Source organism: Geomonas anaerohicana (genome assembly GCF_016458305.1).
Lineage (GTDB): Bacteria > Desulfobacterota > Desulfuromonadia > Geobacterales > Geobacteraceae > Geomonas > Geomonas anaerohicana.
In genome coordinates, this window is record NZ_JAEMHL010000016.1 from 19,566 (window position 1) to 34,993 (window position 15,428).

General features: G+C 67.1%; 10 protein-coding genes. 4 read left to right on the forward strand and 6 right to left on the reverse strand.

Going from position 1 to position 15,428, the window contains the following annotated elements; translation table 11 throughout:
* Positions 1–66: 66 nt before the first annotated feature.
* Complete coding sequence (locus JFN91_RS19790; RefSeq protein ID WP_328747691.1) at positions 67–360, reverse strand: DUF1294 domain-containing protein; 294 nt, start codon at positions 358–360, stop codon at positions 67–69.
* 524 nt (positions 361–884) lie between these two features.
* On the opposite strand from JFN91_RS19790, the gene JFN91_RS19795 reads away from it, so the two are divergent.
* Together JFN91_RS19795 and JFN91_RS19800 are read left to right on the forward strand one after the other, a co-directional pair.
* Positions 885–1,277, forward strand: coding sequence for a PilZ domain-containing protein (locus tag JFN91_RS19795; protein WP_199390874.1), 393 nt, complete (start codon positions 885–887; stop codon positions 1,275–1,277).
* Positions 1,278–1,330: 53 nt separating this feature from the next.
* Positions 1,331–4,357, forward strand: coding sequence for an ABC transporter substrate-binding protein (locus tag JFN91_RS19800; RefSeq protein WP_199390875.1), 3,027 nt, complete (start codon positions 1,331–1,333; stop codon positions 4,355–4,357).
* On the opposite strand, the gene JFN91_RS19805 is transcribed toward JFN91_RS19800, so the two are convergent.
* From JFN91_RS19805 to JFN91_RS19825, 5 genes are all read right to left on the reverse strand, one after another.
* The gene (locus JFN91_RS19805; protein ID WP_199390876.1) at positions 4,354–5,028 is read right to left on the reverse strand and encodes a potassium channel family protein; all 675 of its coding nucleotides are present in this window, start codon (positions 5,026–5,028) and stop codon (positions 4,354–4,356) included. The genes JFN91_RS19800 and JFN91_RS19805 overlap by 4 nt on opposite strands.
* Positions 5,029–5,038: 10 nt before the next feature.
* Complete coding sequence (locus JFN91_RS19810; protein WP_199390877.1) at positions 5,039–5,689, reverse strand: potassium channel family protein; 651 nt, start codon at positions 5,687–5,689, stop codon at positions 5,039–5,041.
* Positions 5,686–8,499, reverse strand: coding sequence for a cation-translocating P-type ATPase (locus tag JFN91_RS19815; protein WP_199390906.1), 2,814 nt, complete (start codon positions 8,497–8,499; stop codon positions 5,686–5,688). Before JFN91_RS19815 ends, JFN91_RS19810 begins: the two co-directional genes overlap by 4 nt.
* 252 nt (positions 8,500–8,751) lie before the next feature.
* The gene (gene pnpS, locus JFN91_RS19820; protein WP_199390878.1) at positions 8,752–10,503 is read right to left on the reverse strand and encodes a two-component system histidine kinase PnpS; all 1,752 of its coding nucleotides are present in this window, start codon (positions 10,501–10,503) and stop codon (positions 8,752–8,754) included.
* A complete protein-coding gene (locus JFN91_RS19825) occupies positions 10,500–11,180 on the reverse strand; it encodes a response regulator (RefSeq protein ID WP_199390879.1) in 681 nt (226 codons plus the stop codon). Before JFN91_RS19825 ends, pnpS begins: the two co-directional genes overlap by 4 nt.
* A gap of 449 nt (positions 11,181–11,629) precedes the next feature.
* Between JFN91_RS19825 and JFN91_RS19835 the strand changes: the two genes are divergently transcribed.
* A complete protein-coding gene (locus JFN91_RS19835) occupies positions 11,630–14,236 on the forward strand; it encodes a glycoside hydrolase family 15 protein (protein ID WP_199390881.1) in 2,607 nt (868 codons plus the stop codon).
* Between the two features lie 90 nt (positions 14,237–14,326).
* On the forward strand, positions 14,327–15,415 hold the full coding sequence (locus JFN91_RS19840; protein WP_199390882.1) for an enolase C-terminal domain-like protein: 1,089 nt from the start codon (positions 14,327–14,329) through the stop codon (positions 15,413–15,415).
* Positions 15,416–15,428: the final 13 nt, after the last annotated feature.

Sequence of the window (15,428 nt, forward strand, 5' to 3'; positions counted from 1 at the left end):
GGCTAGGGTGAGGGGGGAAGCGGGCGCCAGTAGGCCCGTGAAGGGGACTGGCAAACATAGCGTCGCTTACCCGCCTTTTCGGGCCCACCCGTACAGCGCGAGCGCCGCGGCGTTGGCGAGCACGGTCAGGCGGAACACCACCAGGAAGGAACCCTTTTGCGTCTTGTGGTGCAGCAGGCGCTGCGCCAGCACCGCCCCGGGCCAGCCGCAGCAAAGCGCGGCCAGGTGCAGGGTACGCTCGCGGATCCGGCGCCGCCCCGCGCCGGCGGCCTGCTTGTCCAGGACATAGAGGAGAAAGGCCGCGACACTGGCCAGCAGGTAGCCGTAGAGCAGCACGGCCGGGAAAAGACCCAGTTGCACCAGCGCGGCAAGCAGCAGCAAGGAGGCGGGGCCCCAAAGGCTGCAAGGTGGCTTGCGGTACTCTCGTGCCTCGGCGTATCCCATCCACGGTGCTCCGGTCTACCCGCCGCAGCTGCGGCAGGGCGTCATCAATAGCTTCAAGTCATGAGGCGTCCGCAGTCGGTGGTCGGACGTTAAGGTGGGTAGCAAGGGGGAGCCTGCCTCGCTGTTGAAGAAGTAGGCAGGTCACGCTTCTTATACAAGATGGCACCACCAGTTTCAAGCACAATTGCTGCAGTAATTCATCCCTCTTTACTGTAGATGAAAGCCGCAATGAGCCGCCTTTGACTTAGGTCGACAAATTGAATAGCTAAAAGAGGTAGAGACATGGCATAATACCCCCGGAATGCCCGGCTCATTGTCCTGACCGAAGCTGTACCGGCCCGGTGAATTACCTTCTCCCGCTAAAAGTTCTCAAGAGCAGGAACGTTTTCTCCGATGATGAAACTAAACACTTCATCCTGTTTGCCAAAGGTCTGTACCCTATGACAGAGTTGCGACAGTTTTATCGGGCCCCCTCCTCCAAAGCGGTGGAGTTGGTGCACCACGGCGAGTGCCTCACCGGCATCCTGGAGAACATCTCCTTCAACGGCGCCCTGCTCCACCTGCGCCGCCCCGCACCCCTCTCCGGCGGAACCGGCTGCCTGTTGCGCATCCATCTCGACCCCGACCCCGAACTCCGCCCGCCGCTGCAGATCTGGACCGAAGTGGTGCACGCCAGCGACCGGCTGCTGGGCGTCAAGTTCGTCGACCACGACGTGGACGGCAGCGACTGCATCGCGCTCCTGATGGAGCTGATGCGCGAAGAACCTGACCAGGACCGGGACGAGATGGATCGCATCCGCGGCTACCTGGCCGACTACTGCAACACCCCCTGAATGTTGCGCGCGACGCGCCAACGACCGCTGCCGCGCTCCACGAGGACCGCACCATGAAACCTGCCCAAAGAGCAAGGCGCAGGGGATGGGCCGCCCTGCTCGCACTGGCCCTTTTGCTCACGCTGGCGCACCCCGCCCTGGCCAACGAGCACGTCACCCTCCAGCTCAAGTGGCTGCACCACTTCCAGTTCGCCGGCTACTACGCCGCGCTGGAGAAGGGGTTCTACCGCGAGGCCGGGCTCGACGTCACCGTCCGCGAGGGGGGACCCGAGGTCGAGGTCGAGAACGAGGTCACCTCCGGGAGCGCCGACTTTGGCGTGGGAACGTCGGCGCTACTGCTGCACCGGGCTCACGGCGACGATCTCGTCGTGCTGGGCCAGATCTTCCAGCACTCCCCCGCCATACTGCTGACCCCCCGCAAGACCGGCATCCAGAAGGTCGCCGACATGAAGGGTCGCCGCTTCATGTACTCCAACCAGCACGGCGACATGCTCACCCTGCTCAAGAACAACGGCATCGAAGAGAAGGACATCGTCAAGGTGGAGCACCGCGGCGACGCCCGCGACCTCATCGCCGGCAAAGCCGACGTGATGATGGCCTACAGCTTCAACGAACCCTACGTCCTGGAGCGCGCGGGGGAGCCCTACCTCGCCTTCTCCCCGCTCACCTACGGCATCGACTTCTACGGCGACAACTTCTTCACCACCCGCGCCACTATCAACTCGCGCCCCGCGCTGGTGCGGGCCTTCCGGGACGCCAGCCTCAAGGGGTGGCGCTACGCCCTGGCCCACAAGGAGGAGATAGCCGGCCTGATCCTGGCCAAGTACTCCCGCGAGCGCAGCCGCGACTGGCTCATGTTCGAGGCGAACCAGATGGAGGCGCTGATCCAGCCCACCCTGGTCGAGATGGGCTACCAGAGCCCCACCCGCTGGCGCCACATCGCCGACACATTTGCCCGCATGGGGATGCTCCCGCAAGGGTTCGATCCTACCGGCATCATCTACGATCCCAGACCCGGCGGAAACTACCGATTCCTCCTGGGCGCGCTGCTCATCTGCGCCGCGGTGATCGCCGTCCTCTGTGCCATCGTCATGAAGTTCCGGCAGCTCAACACCGTGCTCGAGGCAGAGGTCGGCGAGCGCAAGGCAGCCGAAGCCGCCTTGAAGGAGAGCGAGCAGCAACTGAGGGTGACCTTCGAGACCCTTCAGGCCGGCATCGTCATGGTGGACCCCCAGGGGGTGATCCGCTTCGCCAACAACCGCATGGCCGAGATGTTCGGCTGCAGCATGGAACAGTTGATCGGCTCCAGCTACACGAGCCATCTGAACCCGGACCAGTTGGCATCGGGAAGCGAACTGATGCACCGGCTCATGACCGGCGAGGTCAGTCACGCCAGCACCGAGCGCCACTACCTGAGCGGCAACGGCAGAAGCTTCTGGGGTTACCTCTCCGGCAGGAGGCTCGAGGCACCGGACGGTTCGCTCAGGGCCCTGGTGGGGATCATCTCCGACATCACCGACCGCATCGAGGCCGAGCAGGCGCGCGGCAAGGCGCTCATGCTGGTCGAGACGCTCCTGGCCCAGTCCCCCATGGGGATCGTGGTCTTCGACGGCGACAGCGGCAACTGCATCAGGGCGAACCAGGCGGCGGCCGACATCCTCGGGGGGAGCGTGCCCGAGTTACTGGGGCAGAACTTCAGGCAGCTCCCCTCCTGGCGCGGGGAGGGCGGGATGCTGGAGCAGGCGGGGCTGGTTCTTGCCGACGGCACGCCGCGGGCCCTGGAGCGGGAACTGCAGTCGACATTCGGCAAGGAGCTCACCCTGCGCAGCTACCTGAGCCGATTCCAGGTCGAGGAGAGGGCGCACCTGCTGGTGATGGTGCAGGACATCACCGAGGAGAAGCGCCTGGACCGCGAGAACAAGCGCATCGAGACCCAGATGCTCAACATGCAGAAGCTGGAGAGCCTGGGTGTCCTGGCCGGCGGTATCGCCCACGACTTCAACAACATCCTGACCGGCATCGTGGGGAACATCAGCTTCGCCCAGATGGTGCTGGAAAAAGAGCACAAGGCGAAGGGGCCGCTGGGCAAGGCGGAGAAGGCGTGTCAGCGCGCTGCGGAACTGGCGGGGCAGCTCCTTACCTTCGCGCGCGGCGGGCAGCCCATCAAGAAGGTGTTCTCGGTGAAGCAGCTGGCGGCCGAATCGCTGTCACTGGTGCTGCGGGGGACCAACGTCAAGGGGAGGATCGAGATCGCCGACTCCCTCGACATCGTCGAGGCGGACGAAGGGCAGATGAACCAGGCCTTCAACAACATCATCATCAACGCGGTGCACGCCATGCCCGGCGGCGGCACCCTGACCATCGCGGGGAGAAACGAGCTCATGGAGCCTGAGAACCGGCTCGGACTCGCGCCGGGACACTACGTGCGGCTGGACTTCAAGGATGAGGGGTGCGGCATCTCCGAGAGCGACCTGAAGAAGATCTTCGATCCCTACTTCACCACCAAGGCCAGCGGCACCGGCCTCGGGCTCGCCTCGACCCACTCCATCGTGACGAGGCATGGCGGCGTCATCCTGGCCGACTCCACGCCGGGACGCGGCACCACCTTCACCATCTACCTCCCCTCGCTGGGACAGAGCGCCGCGCAACTCGCCAGGGAGCAGGAAAGCAGTCACGCCCCAGCCGGCGGAGGGAGCGTGGTGGTGATGGACGATGAGGAACTGATCCGGGATCTCACCGGCGCCATGCTGGAACAGCTCGGCTACACCCCGACCACCTGCTGCGAGGGGAGCGAGGCGGTGGAGTTGTACAGCGCGGCGCGGCAAAAAGGGGAGCGCTACGACGCGGTGATCATGGACCTGACCATACCCGGCGGGATGGGGGGCAAGGAGGCGGCACAGTGCATCCTGGAGCTGGACCCGCAGGCATGCCTGATCGTTTCCAGCGGCTACTCCAACGACCCGGTCATGTCCGAGTACAGAAAGCACGGCTTCCGCGCCACGCTGAGCAAGCCCTACACGGTGAAGGACGTGGCGCGGGTACTGCGGGAGGTGCTGCCGACAGCGGCCGACACGGACTAGCCCGCCTGGGGCGCCCTCCAGAGGGCCGACAGCTTGGGGATCTCCCGTGCGTGCGCCAGTGCCAGCACCTCATCCCCCGGCTCGAAGACCAGGTTGCCGCGCGGCACGATGAGCCGCCCTCCACGGATCACCGCGGCGATGACGCTCTCGGCCGGAAGCGTGAGTTCGGCGATGGAGCGCCCGACCGCGCCGGAGCGGGGATGCACCTTCTCCTCCACCAGCGAGTATTCCCCCTTCCTGAGCTTCAAGAGGGTAATCATCTCGCCCAGCGACATCTCTTCGGCGATCAGGTGTGCGAGGATGTCGGCCTGGTTCAGCGCCACGTCCACGCCCAGTTTGGGCGTGAACAGCCAGAGGTGCTTCGGGTCGTTCACCCGCGCGATCACCCGGCGCACCCGGAACTCCGCGTGCGCGAGCCCCGCCACCACCAGGTTCACCTCGTCGGTCCCGGTGACCGCCGCTACCGCGTCCGCCTCCCGCACGCCGGCCAGTTCCAGCAGGCGCGGGTCACAGCCGCTCCCCTGCAGCACCTGCACCCCTTCCAGTCCGCCGGAGAGCTCCGCGCACAGTTCGCGCCGCTCCTCGACCAGCAGCACCCGCTTCCCCCCCCGGGACAGGAGCCGGGCCAGGTGCGCCCCTACCTTGCCCCCCCCCACGATGATCACGAACATGGCGCCCTCCTTATGTGAGGCCGAGCAGGTGCTTCAGCCGCTCCGAAGATGAGGTGAGCAGGGCCAGGTGCACCCGGTCCCCGAGCTGGAACAGCGTCCCCGGCGTCGGGATGAGGCTCCGTCCCTGCCTGGTGACCGCAACCACCATGATCTCCCCCATGAGACTCAACTCCTGGACGCTGCGGCCGGCAAGAAGCGGCGGCAGCTCAACCTGCACCAGCTCCACCTCGCCCCCCCCAAGACTGTGCACCGGCTCCACCGGCGAGTAGCATAAAAGCTCCACGATGCGCCCCACCCCCCAGGTAACGTGCGAGATGGTGGGGATGCCCAGGCGCCGGTAGGCCTCGACCCGCCCCGGGTCGTAGAGCCTGGCCACCACCCGGGGCACCCGGAACAAAAGGCGCGCCGCGCGCGTGCTCACCGCGTTCACCTCGTCGCTGGCGGTGAGGGCGGCCAGTGCGTCGGCACTCTCGATCCCGGCGCGCAGCAGCACCTCGCGGTCTAAGCCCATGCCGGTCACCCGGATCCCGGTAAAGGAGGGGGAGAGCCGCTCGAAGGCCGCCTCGTCGCGGTCCACCAGCGCCACCTCAATGCCGCGCCCGGACAACTCTTCGGCGAGGGCGGCGCCCAGCCTGCCGCAACCGATCACTATCACTTTCATGACGCACCTCCAGGTGCACGTTTGGCTTCCCGCTTCCTCAACCACCACTTGCGTCCCTCCTCGGCCAGGAACAGCAGCACCGGGTAGCAGGCGATCACCCCCCAGAAGCGGGGGGGCAGCGCCGCCACCTCGAAGAGGCGCTGCAAGGGGGGAAGGTAGATGAGGGCGAGACAGAAAAGGAGCTGGAACGCGATCCCCGCCACCAGGAAGCGGTTGGCGAACAGGCCGATGCGCAGGACCGAGAACCGTTCGCTGCGACAGCAGTAGGCGTTGCCCACCTGCGCCCCGATCACCCCGGCGAAGAACATGGTGCTGGCCAGGACATAGACATTCCCCCCGGGGGAAAGGAGGCGCTCGTGGTAGGGGACGAGATCCAGACGCGGCAGGTGGCGCAGGTCGGCGTAGCCGTAGCTCAGGTACACCAGGAAAAAGCCCGCCAGGCAACAAAGCGCCATCAGCGACCCGAGCCAGACCAGGGCCCGCAGGAGCAGCGCACGGTTCACCAGCCTCTCGCTGCGGGGGCGCGGCGGCCGCTCCATGATGCCCGGCTCCGGCGGTTCTGTGCCAAGGGCCAGCGCCGGGAGGATGTCCGCCCCGAGGTCGATGGCGAGCACCTGCATCACGGTGAGGGCCAGCGGCACGTTGAGCGTGATCTGCAGGATGAAGGGCCAGGCCTCGGCCATGTTGCTGGTGAAGATGTAGGTGACGAACTTCCTGATGTTGGCGTAGACCGCGCGCCCCTCCTCGATGGTGTTGACGATGGAAGCGAAGTTGTCGTCCAGGAGGATCATGTCGGCCGCCTCCTTGGCCACGTCCGTCCCGGCCAGCCCCATGGCCACGCCGATGTCCGCCTTCTTGAGGGCCGGCGCGTCGTTGACGCCGTCGCCGGTCACCGCCACGATCTCCCCTTTTTGCTGCAGCGCGCTTACCACGCGCAGCTTGTGCTCCGGCGACACGCGGGCGAAGATCACCGCGCCGGAGAGGGCCTGGTCCAGGGCGGGGCCGTCCATGGCATCGAGCTCCGCGCCGCTCACCACCCGGCACGGCTCGTCGGGCCCGAGCACCCCGATGCGTCGCGCCACGCTCTCCGCCGTCAGGCCGTAGTCGCCGGTCACCATGACCACCCTGATCCCGGCGCGGCGGCACTTGTGCACCGCGCTCGCCACCTCCGGACGGGGCGGATCGTTCATGGACACCAGGCCCAGCAGGGTCAGTTCCCGCTCCACCGTCTCCGCCGTGTAATCAGGCATCTCCCGCGGCAGCCTGCGCTCGGCGACGGCCAGCACGCGGTAACCCTGGCGCGCGTAAGCGTCCACCTGGCCGAGCACCTCGGCCGCCAGGGCGGCGTCCAGCGGCAGGGCATTTCCGTCCCGGGCAACCGTCGTGCACAAAGCCGCCACCTCGGCCGGCGCCCCCTTGACGAAGGCGGTCTCCCCCTCCCCCTCGCGGTGCACGCTGGTCATCCTCTTGCGGGCCGAATCGAAGGGGATCTCGCGCAACCGGGGCAGGAGCGCGCCCTGCGCCTCGGGGTCCACCCCACCTTTACGCGCGGCCACGATGAGCGCCCCCTCGGTCGGGTCTCCGATGATGCACCAGGGCTCCCCCTCCCCCTGTGGTTCCACCAGGCGGGCATCGTTGCACAGGGCCGCGGCGGTGAGCAGACGGGTGAGATCGGCGCCGGGGGCGCCTTGGCCGATCTCGCCGCGCGGGGCGTAGCCGACGCCGGAGACCTCGTGCGCGGTACCCTCCAGCCAGATCTCGCGCACCGTCATCTCGTTCTGGGTCAGCGTGCCGGTCTTGTCGGTGCAGATCACGGTGCAGCAGCCAAGGGCCTCCACGGAAGAAAGCTTCTTCACCAGGGCGTTTCGCTTCGCCATGCGCTGCACCGCCATGGCCAGGGAGAGGGAGACCGTGGGGAGAAGCCCCTCCGGGACGAAGGCGACCACCATGCCCACGGCGAAGATGAAGCCGGTGTGCAGCTCGCGCCCCAGCACCCCCACCGAGAGCACGAAGAAGATGGTGCCGGTGGCCAGCGCCAACGCGGTAACCACCCGGGTCATCCGGTCTATCTCGATCTGCAGCGGCGACGGGGTTTCCGAGGTGGCGGTGGCGAGGTGGGCGATGCGGCCGAACTCGGTGCGCATGCCGGTGGCGCAGACCACCGCACGGCCGGTTCCGGCGACGGCGGAGGTGCCGGCGAATATGAGGTTGGGGAGTTCGGTGCGGGACAGAGGCTGCCCGGAGAGCGGGTCCGCGCTCTTGCGGGCCGGGTGTGCCTCCCCCGAGAGGGTGGACTGGTCCACGCGCAGATCCCACTCCTCAATGAGGCGCGCATCGGCGCTGATGCGGTCGCCCGGGTTCACCAGGACCAGGTCCCCCGGGACCAGCTCCCGCGCCGGTATCTGCTGCTCCCCCCCGTCGCGCAGCACGGTCGCCTGGGCTGGCAACAGCTTCTGCAGCGCCTCGACCGCCTGCTCGGCGCGGAACTCCTGCCAGAAGGAAAAGACGGCATTGATGAAGACCACGGACCAGATGGCGACGGCCAACTCCGGCGTGCCCCCCAGCCAGGCCATGGCGCCGCCCCCCCAGAGCAGGAGCGCCATGGGGTGGCTGAAGTCGGCGATGAGTTTCAGGTAGAGGGGTTTTGCCGCGGCGGCGCGGATGGTATTGGGGCCGTAACGGGAAAGCCGCGCCGCGGCCTCAGGCGCGGAGAGCCCGCCGGCGGAGGTGCCCAGGGCGGCCATGAGCTCCGGCACCGGAAGTTCGTGCCAGGGGAGGTTGTCGTGAAGCTGATCGTGAGAGCCGTTCATGGTCACGCGCCGGCCACCGCCGGGGCGGGCCGAAATCACAGGGACATGGCAGCGAAAAGGGAACGCTTCAACTGTAATAGCAATTAGAAGGGAGTCAAACCGGTACTCATGGGAAGGTGCTGCAGAGGAGTGAAGGATCAGCTACCTTACTCCCCCTCCCCTTGCGCTCCCCCCTTGTCAAAGGGGGGGACGGGGGGGATTTGCCTTGCTGCCAACGTGAGGGGGGTGGAGGCAGCGATCAGGGGGAAGCAATTAGGCAACCGGCATGGTGAAGGAGAACACCGATCCCTTCCCCTGCTCGCTCTCCACCCGCACCGTCCCGCCGTGGGTCTGCACGATGTGCTTCACGATGGAGAGCCCGAGGCCGGTGCCGCCGTTGTCCCGGCTTCTTGCCTCGTCCACCCGGTAGAAGCGCTCGAACAGGCGCGGCAGGTCCTTCTCCGGGATGCCGATGCCGCTGTCGCGCACCGAGATACGCACCAGTTCCCCCTCGCGGCAGGCCGAGAGCTCCACCTTGCCGCCCGGCTCGCTGTACTTGATGGCGTTGTCCAGAAGGTTGATGAGCACCTGCTCCAGCCGGGCGCGGTCCGCCCGCACCGCCAGCCCTTCCAGCCCCTCCGCACAGTTGAGCAGCACCGCTTTCTCCTCGCCGCGCTGCGCCACCAAAAGGAGCGCATGCCGCGCCGCGTCGGCCACCGCGATCGGCTCCGGCTTCAGGGCCACCTCGCCGCTTTCCAGCTCGGACAGCGCCAAAAGGTCGCGCACCAGGCCGGAGAGGCGCTCGGCGTGGTTCAGGATGATCTGCAGGAAGCGCTCGCCCCGCGCCGGGTCCTGCGCCAGCGCACCGGAGAGCAGGGTCTCGGCGTACCCCTTGATCACGGTCACCGGCGTACGCAGTTCGTGCGAGACGTTGGCCACGAAATCGCGGCGGATCCGCTCCACCCGCTTCAGCGCCGTGATGTCGTGGAACACCGCCACCGCGCCCGCCAGCTCCCCCTCCTCCAGGAGCGGCACCCAGTGCACCAGCGTTTCCCTGCCGCCGGGGAGGGAGATCTCCTGGTGCCGCTCGGTGCGGCCGGAGAGCACCTCGCGGCAGGCAGCGTGCAGGTCCGGGTGGCGACTGATCTCCAAAAGCGGACGCCCCGCCACCTGGGCCGGCGTGTCGAAGAGAGTGCAGAAAGCAGGGTTCACCAGGGCCACGGTCGCCTCGCGGTCGGTCACCATCACCCCTTCCCCCATCCCGGCCAGGATCGCGTCCAGCTGCCCCTTCTCCGACGAGATCTGCTCCAGCTGCTGCCTGATCCGGCCCGACATCTCGTTCATGACCCGGGCCAGTTCGCCCAGCTCGTCGTGGCCGCTGATGGCGATCCGGGTGCCGAACTCGCCGCGGCCGATGCGGTTGGCGCCCGCGGCGAGCTTTCTGAGTTTCCTGGAATTGATGTTGGAGAGGAAGTAGGAAAAAAGAAGCGAAGCGAGCACCGCCACCGCCAGGGTCGCGCCCAGGCTCTTTCTCAGGCGCTCTTTGGCCGCCTCCAGCTCGGAGAGCGGCAGCGCCAGGCGGATTACCCCCTTGGTACCGAAGGATGCCGCCACGTAGAGCATGTCGGTGTGCAGGGTCGCCGAGTAGCGGACCGCGCTGCCGATCCCCTCCCGGAAAGCGGCGATCACCTCGGGGCGATGCCCGTGGTTCTCCAGCCGGGACACCTGGGAGGGATCGACCCCGGAATCCGCCACCACCCGCCCGTCGCCGGCGATGACCGTCACGCGGGAACGGATCGCCTTGGCCAGCGAGGCGGTCAGGGCCGGCGCGTCACGGTCGAGGTCGGCGATCTCCTTGAGCGCCACCAGCGCGGCCACCCGGGCCTGGTCCTGGAGGTGGGCGCTGGTGTCGCGGGTCATGGAGTGCTCCAGGCTCGCGGAGAGATAGAGGTAGAGCCCGGCGCCCAGGAAAAGCACCAGGGCCAGGTACGACCCCATCAGCTTCCAGCGGAAGCTCCCCCTCATGCCTCCTCCAGCTTGTAGCCGAAGCCGCGCACGGTCTTGATCATGTCACCGGCCACGCCCAGCTTGGTGCGCAGGCGGGTCATGTGGGTATCGACGGTGCGGGTGTCGCCCAGGTAGTTGTAGCCCCAGACGTTCTGCAACAGGATCTCCCGGCTCTGCACCCGCCCCAGCCGCTCGGCCAGGTTCATGAGCAGCTTGAACTCGGTGGAGGTCAGTTGCACCTCCTCCCCCGCCACCTCCACCCGGTGTGCCTCGGTGTCGATGCGCAGCGTCCCCAGCGTGAGTGGGGTTCCCTTCCCCGCCTGTTCGCCGCCGCGGCGCAGCACGGCGCGCACCCTGAGCATCAGTTCCCGGGTGGAAAACGGCTTCACCACGTAGTCGTCCGCGCCCATCTCGAAGCCGACCACCCGGTCGATCTCCTCCCCCTTGGCGGTCAGCATGATCACCGGGATGGAGCTGGTCTGCTCACCCCCCTTGAGCAGGCGGCACACCTCGGTGCCCATCATACCCGGCAGCATCAGGTCGAGCAGGATCAGGTCCGGCCGGTGGCGACGCGCCTCGCTCAAACCGGAGTTGCCGTCCCCGGCAATCAGGCAGTGGTACCCCTCCTGTTCCAGATGGAAAGCCACCAGTTCTGCCAGATCCCTCTCATCCTCTATCACCAGTACCGTCGGCATCGCTGCTTCCTTTCGCTTCTCATGTGAATAGCCAGACAGCTGCATATTTAACGACTACGGAGCGGATGTCAACGATTATGCAGAGATGGAAAACCCATTTTGTAACGCAAAGCCGCAAAGGCGCAAAGAAGGCAAAAAACAAAAGGACTTTAGGTACTCTTAGCGTCCTTGCGCCATTGCGTTAAATACAGGCTTCTGCTTGTTTCGTTTTTAAACCATCAACGCAAAGACGCGGAGCCGCAAAGGCGCAAGGGGTAAACAATTCAAAAGCTTTTAAAGTTTTTCTTCGCGTCTCGGCGTCTTTGCGCCTTTGCGTTGAGGCTTTTGCCTCTCTTTCACATGGCCCCCCCGCACGTTCATTTAAATTGGTGATTTTTAATTTTGCTCCGCTATACTCCACCAATGTGCCTGCGGCAGCCGGGGCACACATGAGTGCCAAGGGGCGACATATGAGCAACAGCATCAGCGATTACGGCATCATCGGCAACCTGCAGTCGGTGGCCCTGGTCGGGCGCAACGGCGCCATCGACTGGCTCTGCCTGCCGCACATCGATTCCCCCAGCGTCTTCGCCGCGCTCCTGGACGGGGAGCGCGGCGGCACCTTCTCGGTCACCCCGGAAGGGGAATGGGACTCCACCCTCTCCTACCTCGACGACAGCAACGTCCTCACCGCGCGCTTCCGCACCCGCAGCGGCAGTTGCACCCTCACCGACTTCCTCACCCTCCCCGAGCCCAAGGGGAAGGACGGCCTGCGCGACTTCGTGCTGTTGCGCCTGATCAAGGTCGACAGCGGACAGATCAGGCTCCGGGTGCGCTTCTCCCCCAGGTTCGACTACGGCCGCGTCACCCCGGAACTCACGCTGCATCCGGGACGCGGCGTAGTCGCCCACGGCGGTGACACCGTGGTCGCCCTCTCCTGCACCGGTGAACTCGCGGTCAGGGACGGCGACGCCGAGGGGGTCTGGGACCTGCGCCAGGGTGACCGGGCCGTGCTGCGGCTGCACTTCGGGGCACGCGAGCCCGATCCGATCTCCGAAGGGAGCGCCGAACACCTGCTGGTGGAAACCCTCGCCTTCTGGCGCGACTGGCTGCATACGAGCGGCACCGGCTTTTTCAACGAGCTCGGCCCGCACCGGGTCCCGGTGATCCGCTCCCTGCTGGTGCTGAAGCTCCTCTGCTTCGAGCCGCAGGGGACCATGGCCGCGGCGGCCACCACCTCACTCCCCGAGGCGATCGGCGGGGTGCGCAACTGGGACTACCGCTACTCCTGGGTGCGCGACACCTCCATGGCGCTCACCGCCCTGTTCGAGGTAGGGCACTTCGACGAGGTGCAGAGCTACCTGGGCTGGCTGGAAGAGGTGATCCTGAAGAGCAGGAGAAACGAGCTGCAGGTGATGTACCGCATGGACGGCACCGGCAAGCTTGACGAGTACGAGCTGCCCCACCTGGAGGGTTACCGCGGCTCCGCCCCGGTGCGCATCGGCAACCAGGCCTCCTCCCAGAAGCAGTTCAGCATCTACGGCCATGTCCTGATCGCGGCCCACCTGGCCTTGAGCCGCAACCGCGAGACCGCCCCCCGGATGTGGCAGGGCCTGAGCCTCATGTGCGACTTCGCCCGGGACCACTGGCGCGAGGCCGACTGGAGCATCTGGGAGATCCGCGGCGAGCCCAGGCACTACGTCCACTCCAAGTCCATGTGCTGGGTGACCCTGGACCGCGGCCTGCGCATCGCACGGCACCTTGGCCTCCCGCCTGGAGAAGGATGGGAGGCGGCGCGCGCCGACATCGAGAGCGAGGTGCAGTCGCGCGGCTGGAGCGCCTCACGGCAGGCCTACACCATGTGGTACGACAGCGACACCCTGGACGGCAGCGCGCTGCTCATGTCCATCAGCGACTTCATCCCCTACGACGATCCCCGCATGCTGGCCACGGTGGATGCCTTGCGCATGGACCTCACCGAGGACGGCTTCCTCTACCGCTACCGCACCGACGACGGGCTCCCAGGGCGCGACGGCACCTTCCTCGCCTGCACGCTGTGGCTGATCACCAACCTGGCCAAGCAGGGGGAAATCGAGGAAGCGGACCTCCTGTTGGGACGCGTGAACCAGGTGGGGGGACACCTGCACCTGCTGGCCGAGGAGTACGATCCCATCTGGCAGGAGCAGCTGGGCAACTTCCCGCAGGCCTTCAGCCACGAGGCGTACATCGTCGCCGCCACCGCGCTCGCCAACGCCAAGGCGGACGAACGGCGCAGGCCCGAGCCCCCTGAACTGTTCCTCCCCGAGGCGCCACACGGCAAGTCTGCCGCCACCCCGCAGCAACTGGCGCACCTGCTGGCCGAGGTGGCCCTCGATCACGCCGAGGAGGGGCATCCCGACTACGGCAGGCTCGCCAGGGCCGGCATGCGGGAGAGAGTCGCCGAGGCCTTGGCGTCGCTGGCCGCCTTCGACCTGGACAGCCTGCAGGATGTCGCCGAGCGGACCAGCTTCTGGTGCAACCTGCACACCCTGGTGGTGATCCACGCCGTGCTCGCGCTTAAGCCGCGGGTGTCGGTGAAGGAGATCCCGAAGTTCTATCGCAAGGCGGGATGCCGCATCGACCGGGAGGAGTACAGTGCCGAGGCGATCCTGCACGGCATCCTGCGCGGCAACCGACCGGCGCCGGGGTGGCTCCTCCCTCCCCTTCCCCCCGGCGACCCGCGCCTGCACCGCTCCGTCCGCCCCAGCGACCCGCGGGTCCTGTTCGCGGTTTACACCGCCACCGCCTCGTCGCCTCCCATCACCGTCCTCACCCCGGCCAACCTGGAGGACGAGCTTTCGTCGGCGCTGCGGCGTTACCTTGGGCGTGAGGCGCGCCTGGACCTGGCGGAAAGGAAGCTGGTGCTGCCACGCATTTTCAAGTGGTTCGACGACCCGGGCCGGACCGCGCATGACGTGGCGGTGTTCGTCGCCGGCTACACCGACGCCGAAACCGCCCGCGAAATAAGGGAACACCCCGAATCGTTCACCATCGAGTACGCGCAATACGACTGGCGGCTCGCCGCGCCCAGGCGCTGAGGGCGGCATAACCGACTGACGATGATCGCGAGGTTGACGCCAACATGACTGCGGCACCGGCGCAGCAGACCGCGCCGCGGGAGGAATCGCATGAAACAGTCCATCGTGGAACGGGTGGAGGTGAACTGCTACCGCATCCCCACCGAGGAGCGCGAATCCGACGGCACCTACCGCTGGGAGGACACCGTGCTGGTGGCGACCCACCTCTACGGCGCGGGGGAAAGAGGGTTCGGCTACAGCTACGCCTCCCCTGCCGCCGCGACCCTCATCAAGGACAAGCTGGGTGACCTCTTGCGCGGGCGCAACGCGCTGGACATCGCCGGGTGCTGGGTGGTGCTCACCGGGGCGCTGCGCAACCTGGGCAACGCCGGCATCGGCATGATGGCGGTCTCCGCCCTTGATGCCGCCCTGTGGGATCTGAAGGCCCGCCTGCTCGGGGTGCCGCTGGTCTCGCTCTTGGGCGAGGCGCGCGAGCGGGTTCCGGTCTATGGCAGCGGCGGCTTCACCTCGTACCCGGTGGACAAGCTGCAGCGGCAGCTCTCCGGCTGGGTGGGCCAGGGCATCGGCCGGGTCAAGATGAAGGTCGGGCGCGATGCCAAGGCGGACCCGGACCGGGTCAGGGCCGCCCGGCAGGCGATCGGGGCGGAAGCGGAGCTCATGGTGGACGCCAACGGGGGCTACGCCCGCAAGCAGGCTCTCGCCCTGGCGACCGAATTCGCGGCCCAGGGGGTGACCTGGTTCGAGGAGCCGGTGCCGCACCAGGACCGGGAGGGGCTGCGCCTGCTGCGCGACCTGGCGCCGGAGGGGATGGAGATCTCATCGGGCGAGTACGGCTTCAACCTCGGCTACTTCCTGGACCTTTTGCGCGGAGGCTGCGTCGACGTACTCCAGGCCGACGCCACCCGCTGCGGCGTCACCGGGTTCCTGGAGGCCGCTGCCCTGTGCGGCGCCTGGGGCCTTCCCATGTCGTCCCACTGTGCGCCGGCGCTGCACCTGCACCTGTGCTGCGCCGCGACTCCGATCCGCCACCTGGAATATTTCCACGACCACGTCCGCATCGAGCGCATGCTGTTCGACGGGGTCATCGAGCCCTGGCACGGCACACTGGCGCCCGACCTGGAGCGCCCCGGCCACGGGCTCACCCTCAGGGTGACGGAGGCGGAACGATTCCAGATCTGACCAAGGAGGAGCG